This is a genomic window from Altererythrobacter sp. TH136 (genome assembly GCF_007065885.1).
Lineage (GTDB): Bacteria > Pseudomonadota > Alphaproteobacteria > Sphingomonadales > Sphingomonadaceae > Tsuneonella.
In genome coordinates, this window is sequence record NZ_CP041409.1 from 2116769 (window position 1) to 2142086 (window position 25318).

The 25318-nt window shown below is 67.9% G+C and carries 22 protein-coding genes; 17 read left to right on the forward strand and 5 right to left on the reverse strand.

Going from position 1 to position 25318, the window contains the following annotated elements; all coding sequences use genetic code 11:
• Positions 1-34: 34 nt before the first annotated feature.
• The 4 genes from ptsP (at position 35) to tilS (ending at position 5261) form a co-directional block, all read left to right on the forward strand.
• The gene (ptsP, locus tag C0V74_RS10260; protein WP_143251680.1) at positions 35-2302 is read left to right on the forward strand and encodes a phosphoenolpyruvate--protein phosphotransferase; all 2268 of its coding nucleotides are present in this window, start codon (positions 35-37) and stop codon (positions 2300-2302) included.
• 127 nt (positions 2303-2429) lie between these two features.
• On the forward strand, positions 2430-3269 hold the full coding sequence (locus tag C0V74_RS10265) for a helix-turn-helix domain-containing protein (protein WP_143251681.1): 840 nt from the start codon (positions 2430-2432) through the stop codon (positions 3267-3269).
• An 83-nt stretch (positions 3270-3352) separates the two neighbouring features.
• Positions 3353-4285 (forward strand): hypothetical protein, encoded by a 933-nt coding sequence (locus C0V74_RS10270; protein WP_143251682.1) that lies wholly within the window; start codon positions 3353-3355, stop codon positions 4283-4285.
• A 91-nt stretch (positions 4286-4376) separates the two neighbouring features.
• Positions 4377-5261 carry a tRNA lysidine(34) synthetase TilS gene (tilS, locus tag C0V74_RS10275; protein WP_143251683.1) on the forward strand — a complete coding sequence of 295 codons (885 nt, stop codon included), beginning with the start codon at positions 4377-4379 and terminating at the stop codon, positions 5259-5261.
• Here tilS and C0V74_RS10280 read toward each other — a convergent pair.
• Both C0V74_RS10280 and C0V74_RS10285 read right to left on the reverse strand, forming a co-directional pair.
• Entirely contained in the window at positions 5258-5917 is a 660-nt protein-coding gene (locus C0V74_RS10280; protein ID WP_246844836.1) for a L,D-transpeptidase family protein, read from the reverse strand. The two genes, tilS and C0V74_RS10280, sit on opposite strands and share 4 nt — an antisense overlap.
• A 92-nt stretch (positions 5918-6009) precedes the next feature.
• Positions 6010-6807 (reverse strand): transglutaminase family protein, encoded by a 798-nt coding sequence (locus tag C0V74_RS10285; protein WP_143251685.1) that lies wholly within the window; start codon positions 6805-6807, stop codon positions 6010-6012.
• Between the two features lie 92 nt (positions 6808-6899).
• Between C0V74_RS10285 and C0V74_RS10290 the strand changes: the two genes are divergently transcribed.
• The 4 genes from C0V74_RS10290 to C0V74_RS10305 are packed head-to-tail and all read left to right on the forward strand — an operon-like array spanning position 6900 to position 9556.
• On the forward strand, positions 6900-7352 hold the full coding sequence (locus tag C0V74_RS10290) for a MaoC family dehydratase (protein WP_143251686.1): 453 nt from the start codon (positions 6900-6902) through the stop codon (positions 7350-7352).
• The gene (locus tag C0V74_RS10295; RefSeq protein WP_210413405.1) at positions 7349-8239 is read left to right on the forward strand and encodes a CoA ester lyase; all 891 of its coding nucleotides are present in this window, start codon (positions 7349-7351) and stop codon (positions 8237-8239) included. Before C0V74_RS10290 ends, C0V74_RS10295 begins: the two co-directional genes overlap by 4 nt.
• Before the next feature lie 7 nt (positions 8240-8246).
• Positions 8247-8663 carry a secondary thiamine-phosphate synthase enzyme YjbQ gene (locus C0V74_RS10300; protein ID WP_143251687.1) on the forward strand — a complete coding sequence of 139 codons (417 nt, stop codon included), beginning with the start codon at positions 8247-8249 and terminating at the stop codon, positions 8661-8663.
• Positions 8660-9556, forward strand: coding sequence for an ROK family protein (locus tag C0V74_RS10305; protein WP_143251688.1), 897 nt, complete (start codon positions 8660-8662; stop codon positions 9554-9556). The genes C0V74_RS10300 and C0V74_RS10305 overlap by 4 nt, the downstream gene beginning before the upstream one ends.
• Before the next feature lie 10 nt (positions 9557-9566).
• Here C0V74_RS10305 and C0V74_RS10310 read toward each other — a convergent pair whose 3' ends face one another.
• Positions 9567-10337 (reverse strand): Crp/Fnr family transcriptional regulator, encoded by a 771-nt coding sequence (locus C0V74_RS10310; protein WP_143251689.1) that lies wholly within the window; start codon positions 10335-10337, stop codon positions 9567-9569.
• A gap of 77 nt (positions 10338-10414) precedes the next feature.
• Here C0V74_RS10310 and C0V74_RS10315 point away from each other — a divergent pair, with 77 nt between their 5' ends.
• Both C0V74_RS10315 and C0V74_RS10320 read left to right on the forward strand, forming a co-directional pair.
• Complete coding sequence (locus C0V74_RS10315) at positions 10415-12943, forward strand: DUF2339 domain-containing protein (protein WP_143251690.1); 2529 nt, start codon at positions 10415-10417, stop codon at positions 12941-12943.
• Between the two features lie 67 nt (positions 12944-13010).
• The gene (locus C0V74_RS10320) at positions 13011-13685 is read left to right on the forward strand and encodes a response regulator transcription factor (protein WP_143251691.1); all 675 of its coding nucleotides are present in this window, start codon (positions 13011-13013) and stop codon (positions 13683-13685) included.
• Positions 13686-13721: 36 nt separating this feature from the next.
• Here C0V74_RS10320 and C0V74_RS10325 read toward each other — a convergent pair whose 3' ends face one another.
• Both C0V74_RS10325 and C0V74_RS10330 read right to left on the reverse strand, forming a co-directional pair.
• Positions 13722-16457 (reverse strand): TonB-dependent receptor, encoded by a 2736-nt coding sequence (locus tag C0V74_RS10325; protein ID WP_143251692.1) that lies wholly within the window; start codon positions 16455-16457, stop codon positions 13722-13724.
• Positions 16458-16539: 82 nt separating this feature from the next.
• Positions 16540-18195, reverse strand: a complete 1656-nt coding sequence (locus C0V74_RS10330; protein WP_143251693.1) for a hypothetical protein — start codon at positions 18193-18195, stop codon at positions 16540-16542.
• 292 nt (positions 18196-18487) lie between these two features.
• Between C0V74_RS10330 and C0V74_RS10335 the strand changes: the two genes are divergently transcribed.
• The 7 genes from C0V74_RS10335 to C0V74_RS10365 are packed head-to-tail and all read left to right on the forward strand — an operon-like array spanning position 18488 to position 25315.
• Positions 18488-19117, forward strand: coding sequence for a lytic transglycosylase domain-containing protein (locus C0V74_RS10335; RefSeq protein ID WP_143251694.1), 630 nt, complete (start codon positions 18488-18490; stop codon positions 19115-19117).
• Positions 19118-19120: 3 nt separating this feature from the next.
• The gene (locus tag C0V74_RS10340) at positions 19121-19423 is read left to right on the forward strand and encodes a TrbC/VirB2 family protein (protein ID WP_143251695.1); all 303 of its coding nucleotides are present in this window, start codon (positions 19121-19123) and stop codon (positions 19421-19423) included.
• Positions 19424-19427: 4 nt separating this feature from the next.
• Entirely contained in the window at positions 19428-19709 is a 282-nt protein-coding gene (locus tag C0V74_RS10345; protein WP_143251696.1) for a VirB3 family type IV secretion system protein, read from the forward strand.
• Between the two features lie 30 nt (positions 19710-19739).
• The gene (locus C0V74_RS10350; RefSeq protein ID WP_143251697.1) at positions 19740-22190 is read left to right on the forward strand and encodes a VirB4 family type IV secretion/conjugal transfer ATPase; all 2451 of its coding nucleotides are present in this window, start codon (positions 19740-19742) and stop codon (positions 22188-22190) included.
• 10 nt (positions 22191-22200) lie between these two features.
• Positions 22201-23397, forward strand: coding sequence for a type IV secretion system protein (locus C0V74_RS10355; protein ID WP_143251698.1), 1197 nt, complete (start codon positions 22201-22203; stop codon positions 23395-23397).
• On the forward strand, positions 23394-24179 hold the full coding sequence (locus tag C0V74_RS10360; RefSeq protein WP_143251699.1) for a TrbG/VirB9 family P-type conjugative transfer protein: 786 nt from the start codon (positions 23394-23396) through the stop codon (positions 24177-24179). The genes C0V74_RS10355 and C0V74_RS10360 overlap by 4 nt, the downstream gene beginning before the upstream one ends.
• Positions 24179-25315 carry a TrbI/VirB10 family protein gene (locus C0V74_RS10365; protein WP_246844838.1) on the forward strand — a complete coding sequence of 379 codons (1137 nt, stop codon included), beginning with the start codon at positions 24179-24181 and terminating at the stop codon, positions 25313-25315. Before C0V74_RS10360 ends, C0V74_RS10365 begins: the two co-directional genes overlap by 1 nt.
• The last annotated feature ends 3 nt before the right edge of the window (positions 25316-25318 follow it).

Genomic DNA, 25318 nt, shown 5'->3' on the forward strand with positions numbered 1-25318 from the left:
CTTGGGCGCCCGGATAGGCTAGGCCCGGACACGCATGTCAGCCGCCGCCGCCGCCCGCCAGATCCTCACCCAGTTGCACGAGGTCATGGCATCGCGCCTGCACCCGCAGGCCAAGCTCGACCGCGTCGTCGAAGTGATCGGCGAAGTCCTCGATAGCGAGGTCTGCTCGATCTACCTGCTGCGCGAAGGGATGCTGGAACTGTTCGCCACTCGCGGGCTGGAACAAAGCGCGGTGCACGTGACCCAGCTGGCGATCGGCGAAGGCCTGAACGGCATCATCGCCGAACGCAGCGAAACGCTGAACCTGGCCGAAGCAGCCGCGCACCCTGACTTCGCCTACCGGCCGGAAACCGGCGAAGAAAAATTCCATTCATTCGCCGGTGTGCCGATCGTCTATCGCGAACGGGCGATTGGCAGCCTGTGCGTACAGCATGCCGATCCGCGCCGCTACGAAGATATCGAGATCGAGACCCTGCAGACCGTGGCGATGGTGCTGTCGGAACTGATCGCGCACGCCGGCCTGGTCGACGACGAGACCGCTGCCCTGGGCGCGGCGGCGAGCGGTCCGGTGATGCTCCAGGGACTGACGCTGGTCAAAGGGATCGCGGGCGGGTCCGCGGTCTATCACCAGCCGCGCGTCCATATCGACCATGTCGTGGCCGAGGATACCGAGGCGGAGCGCCAGCGGGTCTACCTCGCGTTCGACAAGATGCGCGACCAGATCGACACGATGGCGAGCCAGGCCGAATTCGGCGTGGGCGGCGAGCATGTCGATATCCTCCAGACCTACAAGATGTTCGCCTACGACGAAGGTTGGGGGCGCCGGATCAACGAGGCGATCGACGCCGGCCTGACCGCCGAGGCGGCAATCGAGCGGGTGCAGCAGCGCACCCGGATGCGGATGCGCGAGATCGACGATCCGCTGCTGGCGGACCGGATGCACGATCTGGAAGACCTGTCGAACCGGCTGCTGCGGATCGTCTCGGGCCAGCTTGGCACCGCGGCGACGCAAGGGCTGAAGCGGGATACCATCCTGATCGCCCGCAACCTGGGGCCGGCCGAGCTGCTGGAATACGACCGGCGCCGGCTGAAGGGCGTGATCCTCGAAGAAGGTTCGCTGACGGCGCACGTGGTGATCGTCGCGCGGGCGATGGGCGTGCCCGTGATCGGCCGGGTCCGGGGCTTGCGCGGGATCGTGCGCGAAGGTGACGAGATTCTGGTCGATGCGGACAAGGGCATTGCCCACGTCCGCCCCGTCCAGCAGACCGCAGACCTGTTTGCCGAACGCTTCGCGCAAAGTCGCCAGCGGCAGGCGGCCTATGCCGAGATGCGCGATATCGAGCCGTTCACTCGCGACGGCACGCGCATCCAGGTGATGATGAACGCCGGACTGCGCGATGACCTCGCCGCGCTGCCGCTGGTCGGCGCGGACGGGATCGGGCTGTTCCGCACCGAGTTCCAGTTCCTGGTGTCCGCCACGCTGCCGGCGCGCGAGCGGCAGACCCGCCTGTACCGCGACGTGCTGGAAGCGGCGGGCGACAAGCCGGTGATCTTCCGCACAGTCGACATCGGCGGTGACAAGGCGGTGCCGTACCTCGATTCCGTGACCAGCGAGCATGACGAGAACCCGGCGATGGGCTGGCGTGCGCTGCGACTGGCGCTCGAACGCGAAGGGCTGCTGAAAGCACAGGCGCGCTCGCTGCTGGAGGCTGCCGCGGGCCGAAAGCTCTATGTCATGTTTCCGATGGTGTCGGAGCCATGGGAGTTCGACGCGGCCAAGGCGGTGTTCGATGGGCAGCTCGCCTTTCTGAAAGCGCGCAAGAAGCCGCTGCCCGAGGCGATCCGTTATGGCGCGATGCTGGAAGTGCCGGCGCTGGCCGAAGTGCTTGACCAGTTGCTGCCCAAGGTCAGCTTCCTGTCGGTCGGCACCAACGACCTGACCCAGTTCCTGTTCGCCGCCGACCGCGCCAATCCCAAGCTGGCCGAACGGTACGACTGGCTCAGCCCCGCGATCCTGCGCTTTCTGGCGCGGCTGACGCAGGGCACGGTGGGCAGCGGGGTGGACCTCGGCATCTGCGGCGAAATGGGTGGGCGCCGGCTGGAAGCGCTGGCCCTGCTCGGCCTCGGGTTCCGCCGGTTCTCGATCACGCCGGTTGCGGTGGGTCCGATCAAGGAACTGATCCGCAAGGTCGACCTGCCACAGATCGAGGAGACGATGAAACGGCTGCTCGCATCCCCCACCGCCAGCATCCGCGCCGAACTGCAGGCCTGGGCGGAAGCGAACGGGATCGACACCGACTGACTTCGCCGCGCAGGGGCGGCGCTTCGTCGTGCGCGATCAACAGTCTGGCAGCGGCCAACCTTGACATACCGCGGCTCTGCCGTCTCAAGAGGAGGGGGGGGCGTGGATCGATAGTTCGGGACGCCAGATGAACGAGGAAACAAGTCCGCCTGACGGACAGCTGCCGCTGCACGGCGTGGGCGATCGCCTGCGCATGGCGCGCGAGCAGCAAGGCCTGACCCTGGCGCAGCTGTCGGCCGAAACGCGCATTCCCGCGCGCCACCTCGCCCTGATCGAGAAGGGCGAGTTCGCCGGACTTCCCGCCAAGACCTATGCCACCGGCTTTGCCCGCACCTACGCGAAGGCGGTCGGCCTCGACCAGCGTGCGGTGGTCGAGGAAGTGCGCGCAGAGCTTGCCCGCAGCCACGGCGGTGACCGTTATCGCGCCGCCTCTTTCGAACCCGGCGACCCGGCGCGCATTCCATCGCGCGGGCTGGCGCTGTTCAGCCTGGTTGCGCTGATCCTGCTGCTGGTGGGCGGGGTGATGTTCTATAACCGCGTGCTGGCTCCGGGTTCGGGACCGGGTTCGCTGCTGGAGGAAGAGCGGCTCGCCGCCCAGAACGCCAAGGCGATTCCGCCGGCCGCGGCTCGTCCGGGCGCGGGTGCCGCCCGTCCGGCGGGGCCGGTGGTGTTCACCGCGCTGGAGGACGGCGTGTGGGTCAAGTTCTATGACGGCACCGGCGCACAGCTGATGCAGAAGCAGATGGCGCGCGGCGAACGCTATACCGTGCCGGCCGAAGCGACCGGGCCACAGGTGTGGACCGGGCGGCCCGACGCGCTGGCGATTACCGTCGGCGGCAAGCCCGTGCCCAAGCTGGCTGAGAGCGAGGGCATCATCCGCGACGTGCCGGTGACGGCGCAGGCGCTCCTTGCACGGGGACAAGCGGCCCCGGCGGCGGCGCCCGCGGCTGGACCGACCGGGACCTAGGCATTAACCATCCGGTTCATCGGCGGTTCGCCCACAGAAGGCGACACTGGTGCTCGGGACAAGATTTGGACGGGAAAGTATCGATGGGGATCAAGTTGAACCGCGCCTTCGCGGCGCCGTTGGCGATCGTGGCGCTGGGCCTGGGCGCGTTGCCGGCGTCTGCGCAGGATTCTTCGACCGATGCGCGGCTGCGTAAGGCGGAAACGGAAATTCGCGCATTGCAGCGCAAGGTGTTCCCGGGTTCGGACGGCAAGTATTTCGAACCGGAGATCACGGCCGCGCAACCGGCGGGCGCGGTCGCCGGGCGGCCCTCGACTACCGCGGTCACCGATATCCTCGCCCGGCTCGATGCGCTGGAAGGGCAGATCGCCCGGCTGACCTCGCAGACCGAAGAGAACACCAATGCCATCGCTCAGCTGGGCACCCGGCTGGGCGCGCTGGAAGTGACCAGCACGGCGGCGACTGCGGCCAATCCGCCGATCGCGGCAGTCAGCCAACCCGCCTCCACAGTGGTCACACCCGCCCAAAGGCCCGCCGCGGCCACGCCCCCGCCGGCGGCGGCGCCGACTGGCCCAACCGCGCAGCGCCTCGCGGCGGTGCAGGCGATCCCCAAGCCGCAAACCGACGATGCCGGCAAGGACGAATACGATTACGGCTTCCGCCTGTGGGAGGCCAAGTTCTATCCCGAAGCGCAGCAACAGCTGACGCTGTACGTCGAGAAGTATCCGCGCCACGCGCAGATCAGCTATGGCCGCAACTTGCTGGGCCGGGCCTACCTCGATGGCGGCAAGGCGGCGGAAGCGGCGCCCTGGTTCCTCAAGAATTACCAGTCCGACAAGCAGGGCGCGCGCGCACCCGACAGCCTGCTGTACCTGGCGGAAAGCATGATCGCGATGAAGGACACCAAGCGCGCCTGCATCGCGCTCGCGGAGTTCAGCGAAACCTATCCCGCGGTCGCCAGCGGCCGGTTGAAGAGCCAGTACGACGCCGATCGCCGCCAGGTTAAGTGCAATTGATACGGCGCTTTCGCCTGAGCTGATCGCACGTTTCGGGGCGGATTTTCGCCAGGTCTGGCGCGCCGGGGCCGACGCCTCGTTGCCGTTTGGCGTGGCGGTGTCCGGGGGTCCGGACAGCATTGCGCTGATGCTGCTGTGCCATGCCTGTCGTCCCGGGCAGTTCGAGGTGGCGACCGTCGATCACGGCTTGCGGGCTGACAGCGCGGCCGAGGCAGCGATGGTGGCCAAGATCTGTGACCAGCTCGGAATCCGCCACGCGACCTTGCCGGTCGAGGTTTCCGGGGGAAACCTGCAGAATGCCGCGCGCACCGCGCGCTACGCCGCGCTCGGCCGCTGGGCACGCGACCGGGACCTGGTGGCGCTGGCAACCGCACACCACGGCGACGATCAGGCTGAAACCGTCATCATGCGGCTCAATCGGGGGAGCGGGATTTCCGGTCTCAGCGGTATTCGCCCGATGACCAGTCACCCAGGGACCGGCATCGCGATTTTCCGACCGCTATTGAACTGGTCCAAGGATGAGTTGACCGAGATCGTGACCGGTGCCGGCATAAGCCCCGCGACGGACCCATCGAACGCGGACCCCCGCTTCGACCGGGCACAGGTTCGCGCGGCATTGAAAGGGGCGGACTGGCTCAATCCATTGGCGATCGCGCGCTCTGCGGCCTTGCTGCACGAAAGCGACCTGGCGCTCGGCTGGATCGCAGCGCAGATCTGGGACCGGACGATCGCCTACGTCGACGATGCGGTCGAGTGGAGCCCGCAGGATGAACCGCGCGCGGTGCGGTTGCGCATCGTTGCGCGGGCCATCGCCGAAGCGGGCGGTACGGACTTCACCATGAGCGCGGTCGCGCGCCTGCACGACGCCATCATCAACCAGGATGTGCGCGGCGGTACGCTGGCTGGCGTGCAGCTTTCCGTTCGCAAGGGGACGTGGACCTTCCGTCCGGAGCCGCCCCGGGCGACCGTCAGCTAGACGATCGGATCGCCCTGCTGCAGCATCTCGCCGCGGGTGACGATGACCTTGTCCCCCGGCTGCACGATGGCGAAGATTTTCGAGATGAACCCGTCGGGGCCCGAAATGCAGCCGTGGCTGGCATAGCCGTTCTCGATCGTGTGACCGCCGTGGATCGCGACCCCGTCACTGGTCAGGAACATCGACCAGGGCATCGGCGCATTGTCGTATTTCTCCGACACGTTGTGCCGTTGCTTGCGCAGGATCGGAAAGGTACCGAGCGGGGTGGGGTATTCGTCGGTCCCCAGCAGGACCGCAGCGGCGCCGATTTCGTACCCGCCCTTGAACACCGACAGCACGCGCGCGTCGAGATCGACGGTCATCACGATCGGGCCGTCGGGCACGTTCGCATCGTCCCAGTGCCATTCGCCGTACTTGATCGGGCCGTCGATCGGCAGGACGCGCTTGACCGTCAGGCGCTCCGCCCGCGCGGGCCAAGGCTGGGCCGGGCTCGTGAAGAAGCCGGACTGGTCCGCCCGGGCCGGTTGCGCGAGCGCTGTCGCCGGCTCGGCCGGCGTCGCGGGCCGTTCCGGCGCGGTGAACTGACCCGTCGCAAACGCGGCGCCGGTAAAACCGAGAACCACCGCAGCTGTCGCTCCGCCTAACCACCTGATCATCGCGTTCATGGAACAGGCTATGCGGCACGGCGGCAGGCGGTTCCACCGGCCGGCAGCCGGCGTCCCCTCACGGGACAGCGGCGCGGCAGAGGTTAACCGTCCTGACGGGTGACGCTGACCGTCTTGTCACCGAATTGCGAAGCCCCGAAGCTGGTCAGGAAGCTGACGTCGGCAGCATCGCGCCCGATGCCGATCTTCACCACTTCTGCGGGATCAGCCATCTCGGTCGCATCGACGATGTACCAGGCGCCGCCGCCGGGTGTGTGCGGGTCGGCCAGGAACACTTCGGCCAGCGCATGGAAATCGGGCGGCTCCACCCCCGGTGCGAAGCACGAGACATAGCGCGCCGGAATGGTGGAGGCGCGCGCCAGCGTGATCAGGACGTGTGCGTAATCGCGGCAAATTCCCCGCCGCTCCACGAAGCTGTCGAGCGCGGTCGTGCTGGTGGTGCTGACCTGTTCGTAGGTGAAATGCTGGACCAGCCAATCGTGGATCGCCTGCACCCGCGCGCCCCCGGACGTGCCGCCGAATTCGTCTTCCACGAACGGCTGGAACCGGTCGGCGGGGCAGTACCGCGAATCGAGCAGGTAATCGAGCGTCTCTCCGGGCAGGTCGTGGGGAGAGAGTTGTTCGAGCTCCGCGAGTTCGGGCACCAGCCGCTGCACGTCGACCACCGCCTGATAACTGACCTCGATCTTCCCTTCCGCCTGGAACAGCACGCGCTCCCCCACACCGTCATGCGCGGGCACCCGGGCGGCATCGGTCGGGGTTATCCGGGTGTTGGCCGAGATGATCTTCTGTTCGGGAATATCCGCCGCTTCGAACTGCAGGATAATGTCGGTGGGCTGGTCGAGCTGGAAGTCGAACCGGGCGTTGATGGCGATCGTCATGGTGGGCTCCAACGCGCAACGGTGGCGCGGGTTTCGCTCCCTCTGTCATTCGTCGCAGGCCCGCGCTAGTCGCATCGGCAAAGGAGACGCCGATGCCGGGTTTGTGGTTCGATGAATTGGCCGTGGGCCGGGTGTTCGATCATGCGATCCGCCGAACGGTGACGGAAACCGACAACCTGCTGTTCACAACGCTGAGCCACAATCCGGCCGCGCTGCATCTCGATGCAGAGTACATGAAAGACAGCGAATATGGCCGGGTCCTGGTCAATTCGTGCTTCACGCTATCGCTGATGGTCGGCGTGTCGGTGGGGGACACCACGTTGGGCACCGCGGTCGCAAATCTCGGCTGGGACGAGGTGCGTTTTCCAGCGCCGGTGTTCATCGGCGATACGCTGCGGATCGAGACCGAGGTGCTGGAACTGCGCGCCAGCAAGTCGCGCCCCGAAGCCGGCATCGTCACCTTCGCGCACCGGGCGTTCAATCAGGACGGAGTTCTGGTGGCGACTTGCAAGCGGAGCGGTCTGCAGCGGCGGAAACCATCGTGAGCCGCGCTCTCCGATCGCTGCTGTTCATCCCCGGCGACAGCGACAGGAAGCTGGCCAAGGTCGCCGGCTGCGGCGCCGATGCGGTGATCCTGGATCTGGAAGACGCCGTGGCGCCGGCGAACAAGCTCATCGCTCGGGACAAAGTGGCGGAATTTCTCCGCGGGTTTGACCGCACGGCGGAGGGCGCGCCGGAACTCTGGGTGCGAATCAACCCGCTCGACAGCGGGCTCGCCGAGCGCGACCTGGCGGCGATCATCCCCGCACGCCCAGACGGTATCATGCAGCCCAAGCCCGATGGCCCGGATGATGTCGCCAAGGTTTCCAGCCTGCTCGACCACATGGAACTGGCGCACGGGATTCAGCCCGGCTCCATCGGGATCATCCCGGTGGCCACCGAGACCGCGCTCGCACCGTTCCGGCTGGGCGAGTACGCCACCGCCGGACTGACGCGGCTGCGCGGACTGACCTGGGGGGCGGAGGATCTGGCCGCAGCTCTGGGCGCCACCGGCAATCGCGGCCCGGACGGCGAGTGGCTGTTCACCTACCGCCTGGTCCGCTCGCTGACGCTGATGGCGGCCCATGCGGCGGGCGTGCCGGCGATCGAGACGCTGCATGCCGATTTCCGCGACGAGGCAGGGCTGCTTGCGTCGAGCCGGCAAGCCCGCGCCGAAGGGTTCTCTGGCCGCCTGGCGATCCACCCCGCGCAGGTTGAGCCGATAAACGACGGCTTCACCCCCAGTGCCGAGGAGGTGGCGTTCGCCCGGCGCGTGGTCGCGGCGTTCGCGGCGGAGCCGGACGCGGGAACAGTGGGAATCGACGGCAAGATGTTCGACATCCCGCACCTCAAGTCCGCCCGCCGCACCCTGGCCGCCGCGGGCGAGGGGTGAGCGCAGCGTGTCGGTTGCACAAGGCCTGCTGCGGTTTGAGACCGGCGGACAAGGGCTGACCGACATCACCGGCGAGGTGGCCGGGTGGCTCACCCAGTCGGGCATGCGCACGGGCGTACTGACCGTCTTCTGCCGCCACACCAGCGCCGGACTGCTGATCACCGAGAACGCCAGCGTGGCAGTGCAGCGCGATCTGTTGCGCTGGCTCGACCGGCTCGCGCCCGAGAGCACTGGCTATGAGCATGATGACGAGGGACCGGACGATATGCCGGCGTACATCAAGACGCTGCTTACCGGCAGCGCGTTGACGATCCCGTTCTCCTCCAACCGGCTGCTGCTGGGCACCTGGCAGGGCGTCCTCCTCGCCGAACACCGCGCGCGCGGTCACTCGCGCGAGGTGGTGCTGACGGCCATCGGCGAATGAGCGGCCGGCCTGCTTCCCTGGTCGGCGCAGTCGAGGCTGGCGGGACCAAATTCGTGCTGGCCGTAGCGGACGAGCGCGGTGCGATTCTGACGCACGCGCGGATACCCACCGGCCGGCCCGAGGAAACCTTGCCGCCGATGATGCGGTTCTTCCGCGCCGCCGCGCAGGAGCACGGGCCGATTGCCGCGTTCGGGGTGGGCACCTTCGGGCCGATTTCGCTCGATCGTCGCGCGCCCGATTGGGGGCGGTTCACCACCACTCCCAAGCCGGGCTGGGGCGGCGCGTCGCTGCCAGAGGCGCTGGCGGAGTTCGGCGTGCCGGTGGCGCTGGACACCGACGTCAACGCCGCGGCTCTGGGGGAGTGGCTGACGGGGGCCGGGCAGGGCGCGGAGACGCTCGCCTATACCACCGTGGGCACCGGGATCGGCGTGGGCGTGCTGCGCGGTGGCGAGCCGCTTGGCGGGATCACCCATTACGAAGGCGGTCATGTCCGTCCGCGGCGGGTAGACGGCGATGACTTTCCAGGCGTCTGCGCTCGGCACCGCGACTGTGTCGAAGGCCTGGCCTCCGGTCCTGCGATCCAGGCGCGGTGGGGTGCCAGCCTCGATCGGCTGGGCGAGTTCGAGGTCGATCTGACCGCGCGCTACCTGGCGGAGTTCGCCACCTCGCTGGTGCTGCTGCACATGCCGGAGCGGCTGATCTTCGGCGGCGGGGTGTGCAAGACGCCCGGGCTGATCCCGGCGCTGCGGCGTCATACCGAACGGTTGCTGGAAGGCTACGTCGTTCACCCGGCGTTCGATCCGGGGCTCGAGCGGTATATCGTCACGCCCACGCTCGGCGACGATGCGGGTATTCGCGGCGCGATCGAGCTGGGGCGGCGGATGCTGCGCTAGGCTGCGCGGGTTATCCGGCGAGGTTGTCGTGCTCGCTTTGCAGGTGCAGCGGACCTTCGCCGTACAGGTACGCCGGATCGAAGTCGCCGAACTTTTCCAGGCGGGTCCGGTCGCGCACGACCACCAGCCCGCGGCGGAACTCCACCACCTCCTCACGCCGCAGCTCCGACAGCGCGCGGTTCATGTGGATGGGGGTGGTCCCGCACATGTCGGCAAGATCGGTCTGGGTAAGCGGGGAACGGAAGCCGTTCGCCCGGCCGAGCCCGACCATCTCGAGCCGATTCCAGATTTCCGATAGCCGGTGCGCCACCCGGCGACTGGCCTTGAGCTGCTCCAGCTTCAGCGTCCATTGCCGGTGGATCGCCGCGTCCAGCAAGGTGGAAAACCAGAACAGGCGCGCCAGATGCGCCTCATTTTCCAGGATCAGGCCGATCCGTTCGTGCGTGACATAGCCGATCCTGGACGGGCCCACCGAGATCACGTCATGATCGAGCCGCTTGAGCGCGTACGCATGCAGATCGACAAAATCACCCGGAACATGGATGCCGACGATATGGCGCCGGTCCCCTTCGTAGATTGTCCTTAGCATGAATCCTTCGATCAGGATGGCGCTGCGGTGGGCTAGTTCGCCGCGCGCCAGGATCCGATGCGGCCGGTCGTACTCACCGACCTCGCAAACCGAATCCTCGAGAAGCTGCTTGTCCGCCTCGCTCATGGCATGGCGCGACCGCCCCATGAGAAAGCGGCCCGTGAGCGGGTAACGTTGTGCCTCCTCCACCATGTGATCCCTAGTGCCTGGGGTGGGGATTCGGTTCCGCGCAGACTTGAAAATTCTGCAACGAGCGCCGAGCGTAGGGCGTGACCTGGCTGTTCTATCTCCTGGCAATCGGGTTTGTAGCCTGGCTGTGGCGGCGGGTTGTGATCCTAGAGCGAGAGGTCGCCCGCTTGCGCGACGGGGTGGCCGCGGTGCCGTCCACGCCGGCTTTCGCACCGTCTCCGTCTGTGGATCCCGCGCCCCGGCTGGCTCTGGAGCCGACTCCGCCGCCCGCTGCGCGGGCCGAGGAGCCTGCGCCGACGAGCCTGGGCAGCCGCGCGGGCGATGCGCTCGCCTGGCGGCCCAGCCTCGATCTGGAGGATCTGTTCGGACGCCGTCTGCCGATCTGGGCAGGCGGGGTGACGCTGGCGGTCGCGGGGTTTTTCCTGGTGCGCTGGTCGATCGACGCCGGATTGTTGACGCCCGCCGTGCGTGTGCTGCTCGCCGGACTGTTCGGCGCGGCCCTGATCGCCGGCGCGGAGGTCGCCTATCGCTGGCGAGAGCGTGTGGCGGACCCGCGCGTCGCCCAGGCGCTCGCCGGCGCGGGGCTGGCGACACTGTATGCGGCGTTCTATCTCGCAGGCAGCGCTTATGGCCTGATCGGATCGACCCTCGCGTTCCTGGGCCTGGCGGCGGTGACCGGGGCGGCGATCGCGCTGTCATATCGCTTCGGATTGCCCAGTGCGGTGCTGGGACTGGTCGGCGGGTTCGCCGCCCCGGCGCTGGTTGGCAGCGACCAGGCCAATGTGCCGCTGCTGACGCTGTACCTTGCGCTCGTGACCGCCGGCCTGGCCTTGACCGGCAAGCGGCAGGACCGGGCGTGGCTGGGCGTGGCGGCCCTCGCCGGAGGGCTCGGCTGGGGTGCGCTGCTGATGGCGGGCGGCATCCGGCAGCCGCCCGATGCGGCGGTGCTGGGCGCCTATCTTGTGCTGCTGGGAGCCATCGTGCCGGGCCTTACCGGCGTCGCCGCCGCTCGGCCGCATTGGCTGGTGCGGGTGGGGGCGGCCGCGCTGGCGGCGCTGCAGCTCGCCTTTCTGGTGCAGCAGAGCGGGTTCGGGGCGCTCGAGTGGTCGCTGTATCTGCTGCTCGGAGGTGCCCTCGCGTGGTTCGGCTGGCGGCAACCGGCGATGCGCGAGGCCAACGCCGCCGCCGCCGGGGTCGGGGCGGCGTTGCTGCTCTTCTGGCCCACGCCGGACCCATGGGGCTTTGCGTTCGTCGCCGCAGCACTGGCGATTATCTTCGCCGGCGTCCCGCTCGCGCAAGTGGCCCGCGGACAGGGGCGACCGCTGGACCTGGCGCAAGCGGCGCTGTTCGCGCTTGCCGTCGCGCTTGCGGTGCTGTGGCACTTCGGCACGGTCCTGCCGGACGATCCGCAGCCGCTGATTGCGCTCGTATCGCTATCGCTCGCGGGAATTGCCGCACTGGCGGTGGCTCTCGCACCGCGTTTGCCCGGGACGCAGGGCGGGCACGCGCTGCTGACGGCGCAGGCGGTCGCGGCATTGCTCGGCTTCGGCGCGCTGGCGCAGGTGCTGCCCCAGGACGCGCTCGCCTTTACGGGCGGGCTTGCCGCCGCGCTGCTGGCCTGGCGGCTGCCCGGTCTGCGGGGAGCGATCGCCACGCTGGCGCTGATCACGTTCGGTTGGGCGCTCGCGCCGCTGGCGCAGTGGCTGCAGGTCGGCTGGATGGCGCTGGTCGGGGAGCCGATGCAGACCAGCGCGCTTCCCGCGCTGCGCGCGATGCTTCTGCATATCGTGCCGGCCGCGGCGGCCTGGGCCGCGTGGTGGGTGGTGCTACCGTCTGATAAGGCGGAACTGCGCAAGGGCATCGCCGTGGGCGCAATCGGGCTCGCCGCGGTGGCCGGGCATGTGATTTTCCGTCAGGCTTTCGCTGCCGTGGCGGGGACCGATTTCGTCGCCACCGGAGTGGCCGAGCGCATGGTGTGGGAAGCGCTGCTGCTCGTCGCCGCATGGCTGGCCGCCCGGCGCGGGTGGCGCGGGGCCGCGGTGGGCCTCGCCGCGTCGGCGCTGGCGCACTTCGCCTGGTTCTCCCTGACGCTGCACAATCCGCTGTGGAGCGCGCAGGCGGTTGGACCGCTGCCACTCGCGAACGCGCTCTTGCCGGCTTACGCGGTGGGCTGCGCGGGGCTGCTGCTGCTCCGCCGCTGGCTTGGGGAGGCGGCCTTTATGCGCTGGCTCGTCGATGCGGCGCTGATGATGGTGATCGCGCTGTTTGCGCTCAGCGAGTTGCGCCAGATGTTCGCCGGATCAATTCTGGTGGCGCCGCCGATCAGTCCGACCGAGGACTTGCTGCGCTCGCTGCTCGGCATCGCGCTCGCCGCCGGATTCCTGGCGTGGGGCGCGCATACCCATGAGCGCAGCTGGCGCATCGGCAGCCTGGTGTTGATGGTGATCGCGGTGCTGAAGGTGTTCCTGGTCGACGCGGCGGGTCTGGCAGGGCTGGCGCGGATCGCGTCGTTCATGGCGCTGGGGTTCAGCCTAATCGGCATCGGCTGGTTCTATTCGCGGCAACTTCGCGCCTCGCCGGCTGAAACGACAGCAGCGGCGGAAGCGTAACAAGCCCGTCACATCCGCGCGGCATTCCGGTCTTGCAAGGTGTCTTGCAGGGCCGGGGGCTGCACGCATGGACGTGGTCGAAATTCTCCTGAGCGATCCCTCTGCGGCGGGCATGGAGCCGTGGGAGGAGGGCGGCCGCACGTTCGCGTTCGCGCCGCTGGCGGGCGCAAGTGCAGTGGACGCCGGCAGGCGCCCGGTGTGGGCGTTCGTCGACTGGGTCATGCCCGAGATGTCGGGGCTTGAGATGTGCCGCCGGCTGCGGGCCGATGCCCGCACCGCAGCGGCGCACATCACCATGATTCTTGAAGGCCACAGCAGCGAGGACAGCCGCCGGGCGCTCGCGGCAGGGGCGGACGATTACATGGTCGGGCCGGCGGACCGGGACAAGGTACTGGAGCGGGTGCTCGCGATCGATCCGCAGCTTCACCGGCGGCGCGGCGCGCAACAGGTGGTGGTCGGCGCGCTGACGATCGATCTCAACGCGTTGCAGGCCCGCTGGGCGGGGCGTCCGCTGACCCTACCGCCCAACGAGTTTCGTCTGCTGCGCTTCCTCGCCGACAACCCCGACCGGGTGCTCACCCGTCCGGAACTGATCGAAGGGCTCGGCAAGCACGATCCGCCGCTGGATGCGCGCACGGTAGACGTCTGGATCGGTCGCCTGCGCCGGGCATTCCGCGCGGCGGGTGCGGGCAATCCGCTGCGGACCGTGCGGTCTGCCGGGTATGTGTTCGACACGCCCTGATCGCCACGCGTGCGCAGGCGATCAGGGCGCTGCTGCTTAGAGTTTCACGCCGATGGAGAACGCCAGCGTGGTGCCCACATCGTAGCTGTTGATGTCGATCCGCCGGTCACCGAACTCCTGGAATTCACGGTGCCCGCGGCCCAGGATGTTGCGCGCTTCGAACTTGGCTTCGACCTCGGTCCCGAACAGGTCCACGCCTTCACGCCACACGAAATCGAGCTGCATGCCCGGGCTCTCGATCACATCCGGTTGTGGCGGCGTGCCATTGAGCCCACGGCTGACCACCCGGTCGCTGGCGTAACTCAGCAGGATCGTCTGCTGAGACAGGCGGTCAGTGTCTTCCAGACCAAGCTGCAGGTTGACGATGTGGTCCGACTGCCCCGTCAGCGGCGCGCCGTTGCGGAAGTAGCTGGCTGCGTCCGATGCCGCCGCACCGAACACCGCGACGGTATCATCGGCGCTCACCTTCAGCTTGGACTGGCTGAACGTGTAGTTGGCGATCGTCACCAGCCGGCGTGGGGCGAAGAACCCGCTGCCGATCCCCTCCAGCGGCCAGTACTTCACTGCCTCAAGCTCTCCGCCGTATAGCTGCGCCTCGGGCGCGTTGGCGTACGAGGTCGTGAAGTCGCCGCTGAAGTTGACCACGTAGGCCTCAATGGGGCGGTCGATCTTCTTGTAGAACGCGGAGGCGGACACCCGCTGCTCGGGCGCGAAGTAGTATTCGAGCCGGGCTTCGGCGTTGAACAACTGGCTGTCGACCAGCAGCGGGTTGCCGCGGTACGACCGGTTGTCATCAGGATCGTAATACGGCTGGGCGATCAGCTCGCGGAACTGCGGGCGGGCGATGGTCTTGGATGCGTTGAGCCGCGCCTGCATCCCGTCCGCCAGGTCGAAGGTCAGCGTCGCCGCGGGCAGCCAGTACCCGCGCTTCAACTCCGTGCCCGTGACCGACGGCGGGACGGAGGCGAACACCGCCAGCGGCTTGGTGAACTGGACCGCATCCTCGTATCGGACGCCCGCGTCGAGCGAGACCGGGCCGAAGGCGGCGTTCCCCTTAAGATAGGCGGCCTTGATCTCCAGCCCGGCATCGAATGCAGGCGTGCCTGGATCGGATTCGATCAGCGTCAGCCCGCCCGCGCCCGGCGTGTTGGCCGCGACGAACTTGGGGTCGGTCAGCGTCGCGATGAGGTCGTCGATCCGTTGCAGGCCGAAGGCGCTGATCACGTCGCTGTTGCCGCGGAAGTTGTTGGGGGCCAGGAACAGGAATGCGCGGCGCGTGCTGGTGCGCAGCGTGTCGCTGTAAGCGGCGCCCGTCGTGAGCGAAAAACCGTCCAGGGCACGCCAGGTGATGTCGCCGCTGGCGGCATACAGGTCTTCGCTGAGGTTGGAGAAAGTCACCTCGCCATCGCCGCCGTTGCCGTTGTTGAGGCGGTTGACGAACTGGCCGGCGAAGGGGCCGCTGTTTGAACGGACGTACTCGAAGAACAAATCGGACGGCGCGTCGCGTTTCGTGTTCGCGTACGCTGCCCTGAGGTCGATTGCGAGACGGTCGCTCGGCTTGAGTTCGGCCACCACCTGGCTGTCGAACAACTGGCGTTCAAACCACGATGTCCGCTGGCCCATGAAGTCGGTGTCGGCGCCGCTCTGCGCAGGCTTCTGACCCAGCGACAGCGCGGCTTTCTTGACGGTTTCGTGGATGTAGACGTTGGTCCAGCGCAGCTTGCTGTCACCCGCCTCGAACCCAAAGCCGAGCAGCCCGTTGACCAGGATCCGCTGGTCAGTGTTGACCGTGCGGAAATCTCGTTCGATCGAGGTCAGGTCGAAACTGGACGAGCGCTGCTGCGTGATGTCGCGTGTCAGCCACTTGTTGCTGTAGCCGGCAGCGGCGATCACGCCCAGATCGGCATCGCCCACCGGAAAGGTCTTGCCCGCCGACAACGAGGCCGAGAAATTCGGCATCGTGTTCTTGTCGCGCTGGACCACTGCGTTGCGCGCAGAAACGAGCCGGCGCGCGATCGCGGTGGTGTCGACCGGATCGGTGCCGATCAGCGCGCGGCTGTCGAAATAATCCTGCAGCAGCGGGGGAACGTCGCGGTTGCCGTTGTCGTACCCGGTCCAATCGCTGCTGCTGCCGTAATATGTGTAGCCGGTGTTGAAGGTCGTCTCGGTATCGCCCGACACTCCGAAGCCGAGCGACAGGAACGGCTCGTTCGGCGTGGACCTTGTGGTGAGGTTGATCACGCCGCCGCCGAATTCGCCGGGGTAGTTAACCGAGTAGCTTTTCTGCACGAGCGACGAAGCGATCACGCCGGTGGGGAACAGGTCCAGCGGCACCACCCGCTTCAAAGGCTCGGGGCTGGGCAGCGGAGAACCGTTGAGCAGCGCCAGGCTATAGCGGTCACCCAGACCGCGCACATAGACAAACCCGCTGCCGACCACGCTGAGGCCGGTGACGCGGCCGAGGGCGCCGGCAATGTTGCCTTCACCGGTGCGCGCGATTTCGGCGGTGCCGAGCACCGACACGACCTGCGCCGACGTGCGCGCGACGTTGCTCTCGCGCCGCCCGGACACGACAATTTCGCCGCTACCGCCGGGGATCGAGACCTCGACATCCTCTGCGGGTGCCGCGACCGCGGGTTCGGCTACGGCATCGCCAGTGGGCGGGGTCACCGCGGTGCTCGCGCCCGTTTCGGACTGTGCATGGACGATACCGGGCGCGACCAGCGCGCTGGTCAGAAGCAGCGCGCTCGCCAGCCTCAGATTGGTGGACATCTCGTTTCCCCTGGAAGGTCGATACGAAGAGGGGGCAGCGCCCCAAGCGGCGGCTGCCCCCTCAAGTTCGGGTTGCCGCCGCTTACGTGGTCGGCAGCGAGGTGCAGGCGCTTGCTCCGCCGAGCGGGGCGAACGCGCTGTTGCAGGTCCAGCCGGCGTACCAGGCCGTGTTGCCCGGGAACGCCGCGCCGATCTTGTACGGGGTGGGCGAGGCGGTGAAGAACCCGGCGGCGATTACGGTGCCGGTCGACAGGCCGCTGGGGTCGGTCGGGTTGACCGCGTTCTCGTTGGCGCCGTTCACGAAGGTCATCGTCAGCGAGTTGACGAACGCTTCGTTGTTCGATGCATCCCCGGTGATGAACCCGCGCACCTGGGCGGCGGTGAACGGTGCGGAGCCCGACCCGTCGCCGATGAACTTGGCGTCTCCGGTACCCGAGCACTGGAGCGCGACCGAGCGGGCAGTCAGCGTCGCGTCGTTGGCGGCATCGGTGTTCGACGTCATCCGGATGCACTCGTTGTTCGGCGAGATGATCAGGCCGTTGTAGAGCGTGACGTCGGCGTTGCCGCGGAACAGTGCGGAAGCCCGGTCTCCGGTCGTGTTGTTCTGGTTGCTCGCCAGCGGCTGGATGGCGGTGAAGTTGACCACCTTGAGGTTGGTGCGCGGCTGATCGAGCTCGTTGCCGTTGGAGTCGATCTCCATCAGCGCGTCGCCCTCGCCGGGACGTTGGAGCAGCAGCGCGTACTGAATGCTCGCGCGGGAGCCGGTGTCGACATCAAGGCTGTCGTCGTCCGCACCGGTGGCCACGTAGTGCTTCATCTTGACCACACCGCCGAAGAATTCGGCGCCGTCGTCCGAGCTGTTGTGCGACTGGATGTGGTCGAGCGTGGTGCCAGAACCGATCCCGCTGGGGGTCAGCGCTTGCAGTTCCTTGTCGGAGCTGAGCACGAAGCCGGAATAACGGATCTGCACGTAGCTCATCGTGCCCGAACTGTCGGCATCGTTGTTGCCGCCATACGACGCCTTGTTGACCGCGCCTTCGGTGTCGCGTTCGCAGTTGCCCGCGGCGACCGAGCCGGTGACGCAGTCGGTGATCCGCCCGCGGCCGAGCAGCACGACGCCGCCCCACTGGCCGATCGAGTTATCGGTGTTGAGCCCGGCGACATTGTCCTGGCTGGTGAAGATGATCGGCGCGGTGGCGGTGCCGACCGCGTTGATCTTGTTGCCGCGGTTGACCGCCAGCCACGACTGGCCGGTCCGGGCGTAGAAGATCACGCCCGGCTCGACCGTGAGCGTCACGTTGGTGTCGGCGGTTAGCGGCGCGGTGCAGCCGACGGTGGTGGAGGTGTAGGGTGCGGCGGCGGAGGGTGCGCTGAAGCCACCATCGCAGCCGACATCGACCCGGCCGTTCATCGCGTACAGCAGGCCCGAGATGCGGGGCAGGGTCACGCTGCGGGCGATGCGGCTGGGCAGTTCGCACACGCGGTAGCTGCCAGTGGGGCCGCTGATCGTGCCGCGATCGGTCAGTCCGACGGTGCCGTCGTTGGTCAGCGTCGGGCAGGCGCCGGCGGGGGTGATCGTCGCGCTGGTCGGCGGCGGCGGCGGCGGGGGAGGCGCGGGGTTGTTGATGACGACGTCGACACCGCCGGTCGTGCCGGGTGAGGAGATGTCATCCGGACCGCACCCGGTCAGAATTGCCAGGCCGCAGCCAAGCACGATGGTCCGCTGAATGGTATTCACGTGAACGTCCCCCTCATAAGCCGAAGAATCGATTGCGTTGAACGCAGGTCGCAAGAGGAGCGCTAGGGGCCGTACGTGACAGTTTATTTTCAAAAGTCGGCTTATCGAAACGTGACTTAACTATGACGATTGCGTGTCTTGCTCGTCATACTTCGAGGCCGCAAAACGATCCGCACCCCACAACCGTGAGCTTCTCCCATCGGCTTCACGAGCCTGTCACCGCATTGTCACTTAGTGTATGCAGAGGGTCCGGGACGGAGGGCTCGCGATGATTCTCGGCAGACTATGCGGCATGGCTATGGTTGCGCTCGCCTGCGCACCGGTCGCCGCACGCGCTGATGTGCTGGAGATCGGGCCGAACGGCGCGCAATGGATCGCCGGGGCGCTCGCGGCGTCTCCCCAGGTGCCCAAGAGCGCCGTCGAACAAGTCGAGCTGTCGGCGGACTTCCCGGTGCCGCAGCACGCTATCGCCGATGCAGCCCGGCAGGCGGGAGTGGTGCCGTCGCTTTATGCCGTCAAGGTGGGCGAGCTTGCGCGCCGGTTCGATCTCAGCCCGACCCTGATCGAGGCGCTGGTCTGGCAGGAAAGCCGCTGGCGCGCGAACGCAGTTTCGCCGGTGGGCGCGCGCGGACTCGCCCAGCTGATGCCCGGGACCGCGCGTTATCTGGGGGTCGATGCCAACGATCCGTTCGCCAATCTGGAGGGCGGTGCGCGGTACCTGCGCGAACAGCTCGACCGGTTCGGTGGCGATATCGAAAAGGCGCTCGCCGCCTACAACGCGGGACCCGGCCGGGTGATCGCGGCCGGGGGCATTCCCCGTATCCGCGAAACGCAAGGCTACGTCGCTTCGATCATGGGGCGCCTGTCCAACCACTCCCGGCCCAACCATTCACGCCCTTCCTCATCACGAGAGCCGAACTAGACCATGCTGCGTTTGACCCGCCTCCTGCCCATCGCCCTGTTGATGAGCCCCACTGCCGCGTTCGCCCAAGCCGCCGATCCGCAAGGGTCGGGGCCGATCGTCGCCGCGCTCGGCTGGCTGCAGGGCACGCTGCTGGGCAACGTCGCCACCGCTGTCGCGGTCATGGCGGTGGCTGCGGTCGGCTTCATGATGCTGACCGGCCGGCTCAACTGGCGGTTCGGCGCGACCGTGATCATCGGCGTGTTCATCCTGTTCGGCGCCGCTTCGATCGTCGCCGGCATCCAGGGCGCGGCGGCGGGAGCGTAGGGCAGTGGAATTGGCACGTCACCGCGTCCACCGTGCGCTGACCCGGCCGCAGATGTTCGCGGGCGTGACCTACAACTATTTCATCATCAACTTCGCGCTGACCACCGAACTGTTCCTCATCACCGGCAGCTGGTGGACGTTGGCCGCCGCGGCGGGGTTCCACCTGGTGGGCTATTTCGCCTGTCTGCGTGAGCCGCGGATTTTCGATTTGTGGCTGACCAAGGTCTCGAAGTGTCCACGGGTGCGCAACTGGTCGCGGTGGGGCTGCAACAGCTATGCCGCGTGAACGAGAGGCCGCGCCGATGAGGGATTGGCCATGACCAAGTGGATCGGCGCCGCCGCGTGGAGTGCAAAGGAAGCGCGCGCAGGCGATCGCCTGCCGTATCTGCGGCTGATCGACGGCAGCACCGTGTTGCTGCGCGACGGCAGCGTCATGACCGCGCTGCAGGTGCCGGGGCTGCTGTTCGAAACCGAGGATTCCGACGCGCTCAATCACCATGCGGCCACCCGCGAGGTGATGCTGCGATCGACGCTCGACGCACGGTTCGCGCTGTATCATCATGTCGTGCGCCGGCGGGTGCAGATCGAGCTTGAGGCAGAGTTCCCCGACGCTCTGAGCGCGCACATCGACCGCCGCTGGAAGGAGCGGCTGGGCAGCGGATCGCTGTTCGTCAACGACCAGTTCGTCACCCTCATCCGTCGCCCGGCTCGAGGGCGCGCAGGCTTGGCCGAGAGGGCGACGAAGCTGTGGAGCCGCGCGGGTAAGCGGGGAGGGGGGCAATCCGAGGCAGAAGCTGACCCCAAGGACATCCGCGCGCTCAAGGCGGCGGCCACCGGGCTGGTCGCCTCGCTGCAGGCTTATGGCGCGGCGCTGCTCGGCGATTACCAGGGCCCCAGCGGCGGCACCAACAACGAAATACTGGAACTGCTGAGCGCGCTCTACAACGGCGAGATGCGCCCGGTACGCCGGCCCGCGGCGGGGACCGACATCGGCCAGATGCTACCCTATCGGCGAGCGAGCTTCGGGCTCGATGCGATGGAGCTGCGCGGCAGCGGCGAACCCGATTTTGCCGCGATCCTCAGTCTCAAGGATTATCCGGAGGCGACCAGCCCCGGGCTGCTCGACGCGCTCCTGCGCCAGCCGTTCGAGATGGTCGTGTCCGAAAGCTATGCACCCACCGAACGGACCACCGCGCGTGAACGGATGGACCTGGCGATCCGCCGGCTGAAGTCGGCCGACGAGGAAGCGATGGCCGAACGGGCCGACATGCTGGCCGCCCGCGATGCGCTTGGCAACGGCGCGGTGGGGTTCGGGGATCACCACCTGACGGTTCTGGTGCGCGCCCCGCACTTGCCCACGCTCGACGAGGCGACCGCATCGTGTGCCGCTGCCCTCGCCGACACGGGCGCGATCGTGGTGCGCGAGGATACCAATCTGGAACCGGCGTTCTGGGGCCAGTTCCCCGGCAACGAGGCGTACATCGCGCGCCGGGCGATGATCTCCAGCGCCAACATGGCGAGCTTCGGCTCCCTGCACGGCATGGCGCTCGGCCAGGCGGAAGAGAACCACTGGGGCGAGGCGGTCACGCTGCTGCAGACAACCAGCCAGACGCCGTTCTTCTTCAACTTCCACAACGGCGACCTCGGCAACTTCACGGTCATCGGACCGTCGGGTTCGGGCAAGACGGTGGTGATGAACTTCCTGGCCGCGCAGGCGCAGAAGTTCTCCCCCCGCACGATCCTGTTCGACAAGGACCGCGGCGCCGAATTGTTCATTCGCGGCATCGGGGGGCGTTACGACCGGATTGCCGCGGGCGAACCGACCGGGTTCAATCCATTGGCGCTGCCCGACACGCCGACCAACCGGGCGTTCCTGCGCGATTGGCTGGGCGTGCTCCTGGCGGCGGAGGGGCCGGAAGAGCTGGCGACCATCGCCGGTGCGGTCGATGCGGCGTACGCCAACGACGCTTCGCTGCGCCGCCTGCGGCATTTCCGCGAGCTGCTGTCGGGCGCCAGGCGCCCGCAGCCGGGCGACCTTGCCGACCGCCTGTCGGCCTGGATCTTGGGCGGGGAGAACGCGTGGCTGTTCGACAACGAACGCGACCGGCTGGACCTGTCCACCCGCGTGCTCGGCTTCGACATGACCGCGCTGCTGGAAAACCCGCGGTTGCGCACGCCGACGATGTTGTACCTGTTCCACCGCATCGACGAGCGGCTCGATGGCAAGCCGACGATGGTGCTGATCGACGAGGGCTGGAAGGCACTGGACGACGCGGTGTTCGCGGCGCGCATCCGCGACTGGCTGAAGACGCTGCGCAAGCGCAACGCGCTGGTCGGGTTCGCCACCCAATCGGCGCGGGACGCGCTGGAAAGCCGGATCGCCACCGCGCTGGTCGAACAGACCGCGACAATGATCTTCATGCCGAACGCCCGCGCCCGGGCAGAGGATTATTGCGACGGGTTCGGCCTAACGAGCCACGAACTGGCCCTGATCCGCAGTCTGCCGGCCCACAGCCGGGCGTTCCTGATCCGCCAGCCGGATGCCAGCGTGGTGGTGCGGCTCGATCTGTCGAATGCGCCTGAGGTGCTGGCGGTGTTGTCAGGCCGCGAAAGCAGCGTGCGGCGGCTCGACCTGCTGCGCGAGGCAGTGGGCGACAATCCGGCCGACTGGTTCGGACCGCTCACCGGCCATGCCTGGCCGGGCGGCACACCAGCGTTCGAGGATGGCGGAGACGCCGACCTGCCCTTGCGCCTGGCGGCCGAGTGAGGCGCGGCGGATGAGCGTGGCCTGTGATGCCGCCGCGCAGGAGCTCGGCAATGGCGTGGCGGCCGCGCTGCGGGCGGTCGATTGCGTTGCCGGCGAAACCATGACGGCCGCCTTTGGCCGACTGTTCGCGCCCGGCGGAGCAATGGTGACGGTGCTCACCATCCTGCTCGGGCTGTTCGTTGCCTGGTTTGGCATCAACCTTTTGCTGGGTCGCGCGAATCTCAGCGTCCGGTCACTGACTCCGCGCATGATGACCATGGGCGCGGTGTTGACGCTGGTGACCAGTTGGGTTGCCTATAGCACGCTGGTTTTGAACCTGACCGTTGGCGGGCCTGACTGGATCGCCGGAGTGATTACCGGCAGCCCGGGTTCGGCGACACAGGTGTTTGCGCAGAAGATCGACGTCGTGTTCCAGGCGTTGCAGCAGGCAAGTCCGCAGACCGAAGGCAAGGACGTCGGCGCGTTTTCGCCCGAAGGCATGATGTGGCTGGGCGCGATGCTGTTCCTGCTCGGCACCGTCGGCGTGCTGGTCACCGCGCGCATCGCGCTGGCGGTGCTGGTCGCGGTGGGGCCCATCTTCGTGGTGCTGGCGCTGTTCCAGGGCACGCGCGGGCTGTTCACCGGCTGGCTCAAGGGGCTGGTGATGCTGGCGCTGGTCCCGCTGTTCGCGGTGCTGGGAGGCAGCGTGATGCTGGAACTGGCGGTGCCGGTGCTCGCCGCGCTGGTGCAGACCCCGGGGCAGGTCGACCCCCAGGCAGCGGTCGCGTTTTTCCTCGTCGGCTCGGTTCACATGGCGCTGATGGTGATGGTGCTCAAGGTCACCGGCACGATGGTGTCTGGCTGGCGGGTGTTCGGCCTGGTGCCGGAAGGCGGCGCGGGAGAGGGGCGGTCCGCTCCGTCGTATGGCGTGTCCGCGGTGCCGCCGCTGGCCGCCGCCCCGACGCCTGCCGCGTCCCCCGCCACACCCGCTGCAGATCGGCGCATCCCCCTGTCGTCGTTTGCCGTCGCTCCGGCGGCGAACGATGCCTCGCCCGCCGCGCACACCCAGGGCCGGGACACGCGGGTGATCACGCGCGAGGTTGCTTCAGGCTCTGCTCAGATCGGTGCGGTCACGGGGGAGGCGCCGTCGCGGGTTCGCGGGATCGGCAGCCGGTTCCGCGCGCCGCCGCCCCGGCACCCGACCCGCTATTCGGAGAAAGTGAAATGATCCGCGCAGCTTTCGCGCTCGTCCTGACGGCAACCTCGGCCGGCGCACTGGCGGACGATTCCCGCATCGTGGAGAGGTTCTACGACGCAGGTCAGGTCGTGCGGATCGACGGGCGCACCAAGGTCCAGGCGACGATCCAGTTTGGTGAGGACGAGCACATCGAGAACGTCGCCATCGGCGATTCGCAGGCGTGGCAGGTTACTCCGAACAAGCGGGCCAACCTGTTGTTCGTGAAGCCGCTGGCGACGACCGCTAGCACCAACATGACGGTGGTGACCGATCGCCGCACCTATCTGTTCGATCTGGTCGCCAGCGCCTCGGCCAAGCCGCTGTACGTGCTGCGATTCACTTATCCCGAAGAGCCGAAGGCGGACGCCGCCGCGCAACTGGCCGCCGCCGACGCGCCAACGGCAGAAGAAATGGGTGCCGCGGCGGCGCCGCAGGTGGTTACCGATCCGGCCGCGCTCAATTTTGCCTGGGCCGGGAAGGGCGACCGCAAGCTGCTGCCGTCGCGCACCTATGACGATGGTACGGCGACCTTCCTCGCATGGCCGTCGGGAAGCCCGGTTCCGGCGATTCTGATCAAGGATGCCAACGGCACCGAAGGGCCGGTGAACTTCACCGTGCGCGGGGATGTAATCGTGGTGGACGGCGTGCCGCGCGAAATCGTTCTGCGGTCGGGCAAGCAGGCGGCAACGCTGGTGAACGGCGGGCCGGTGGCCTCCGCGCCGCAGACTTCGCTCGCCCGCAGCGACAACAGCACCCTGAGGGAGAACCGGTAATGCGCCTCGCCATGCGGCTGCCGGCCAAGAAGCCGGGCGAAACCATCGCCAACGACCTTGACCCGCGCGAGGGCGAGACCGCCGAGATCATCGATCTTGCCAGCCGCAATGCGTTTCCCGCGGTTACGCAGCGCAAGGGCAAGTCCGACGGGTTGGGGCTCGCCGTAGGGGTCGCGGTGATCGGATTGCTCGGCGCCGTGACCTTGTGGTCGATGAATGCCGCCCGGACGGAGCAGCCGCAGAACGGCGTCGGTAGCCAGCAGGCTTCTCAGCCCCAGACGATGATGCTTCCGCCCCAGGCTGTGACGACCATGCAGCAGCCCGGTCAGCCGCAGCCGGTCGGCATGCCGCGGCCCGACCCCGCGCCGCAACCGGTCCTGTCATCGATGCCGGGATACTCTCCAGGTGTCGCACAGGTGCCGGTGACCAATCCTTTTGCCAATCCGACGGTGGTGTTCGATGCCGGCAATCTGGCGCCAGGCATGGGTGAACCGGGCTCCGGCCCGGCAGGCGCCAATCCGGATGCCGTCACGGGCAACGCCAACGATTTCGCCAGCAGGGTCGGCGGGGTCGGGGGAGGGACCGCTCAGGCCAAGGCCATGGTCAATCCGCAGACGACCGTCACGCAAGGCACCCTGATCCCTGCGGTATTGGAGACCGCGATCAATACCGATGTGCCGGGCTTCGTGCGGGCGGTGGTGAGCCAGGACGTCCGCAGCTTCGACGGCACCCGCGTGCTGGTCCCGCGCTCCAGCCGCTTGATCGGCCAGTATCAGTCCGGTCTGCAAGGCGGGCAGAAGCGGGCTTACGTCATCTGGACGCGGCTGATCCGGCCCGACGGTGCTTCGGTCAATCTGGCCTCTCCCGCGGTGGGTTTCGACGGCACCACGGGGCTGGCGGGTACGGTGAACAGCCACTTCTTCAAGCGCTTTGGATCGGCCATGTTGCTGTCGGTCATCGGGGGCCTCGCCACCGGCGGCGCGTCGGTAGTGCTCGGCGGCGGAACGAGCGCGGCCAGCACCGCGCTGCAGCAGGACGGGCAGATCGCGCCGACCGTGCGCGTGCGCCAGGGCGAACCGATCCGCGTGTTCACCGCCCGCGACCTGGATTTCAGCCAGGTAGCGGCGGTCAAGTAGTGC